1 protein-coding gene is annotated in these 1,066 nt (G+C 55.8%); it reads left to right on the top strand.

Annotation, left to right across the window (positions count from 1 at the left end):
- On the top strand, positions 1–1,066 hold a 1,066-nt coding region (locus BLP82_RS30030), incomplete at both ends, for an IS4 family transposase (protein WP_092177203.1).

Raw genomic sequence — 1,066 nt, forward strand, 5'->3', positions numbered from 1 at the left:
GTCCCAGGCAATGAGCGCCGACCGGTCCTGCCAGAATGCCGTGAATGATTTATCCATCAAACGCTCCTGCGAGGGTTTGAAACCCAACAGCGTTCATACCGGTGCCTACTGCAAAGCTAGAGCGCGGTTGCCGGTGGAGATGGTTTCAACCTTGTTGCGCTCCACAGGGTCATCAATGAGCAACCGGGGCCCGTCATCGTGGCGTTGGATGGGGCGACCCGTTCGTCTCGTGGATGGCACTACGGTGACCCTGCCGGATACGCCGGCCAACCAAGAGGCCTACCCGCAATCTCGTGGGCAGAAGACCGGACTGGGCTTTCCCATCTGCCGTTTAGTGGGGATTGTTTGCCTCGCCAGCGGTGCTGTTTTGGACGCCTCGTTGGGACGTTTTCGCGGTAAAGGAGGCGATGAACAGACGCTACTCAGAACCATGCTTGATACCTTGGAGCGAGGTGACATTGTGCTGGGCGATGCCTACTACGCCACCTACTTTTTACTGTGTGAACTGCAGCATCGAGGCGTGGACGGGGTGTTCGAACAATATGGCGCTCGACGGCGTAGCACGGACTTTCAGTTGGGGAGGGCCTTGGGGTCGGAAGATCATTTGGTTGAGCTGACAAAACCAAAGGCAAAGCCGTCCTGGATGAGTCAGGCCTATTACGACAAGGCACCTGAAACGCTGACGGTACGTGAATTGAAGGCTGGCGGGAAAATCCTGGTCACCACTTTGAGTTGCCCACAGCAAGTGCCCAAAGCTTCCCTCAAATCCCTGTTCAAGGATCGATGGCATGTGGAGTTGGATCTGCGCAACCTCAAGACTACGCTGGGGCTTGAAGCACTGAGCTGCAAGACGCCAGATATGGCCGTCAAAGAGTTATGGATTTACCTGCTGGCGCACAACCTGATACGGATGCTCATGATGCAATCAGCTCTGTTAGCCGACTGCCTGCCTCGCGAGCTGAGCTTCAAACATAGCCTTCAGCTGTGCCTTGCGTGGAGGCAGTACGAGGCTCAAGAGCAAGAGGACAAAATGCTGAATCTGCTTGAGCTGATTGCCCAGAAGCGT

The organism is Pseudomonas sp. NFACC37-1 (genome assembly GCF_900101575.1).
In the GTDB taxonomy this organism is placed as follows: Bacteria; Pseudomonadota; Gammaproteobacteria; order Pseudomonadales; family Pseudomonadaceae; genus Aquipseudomonas; species Aquipseudomonas fluorescens_AA.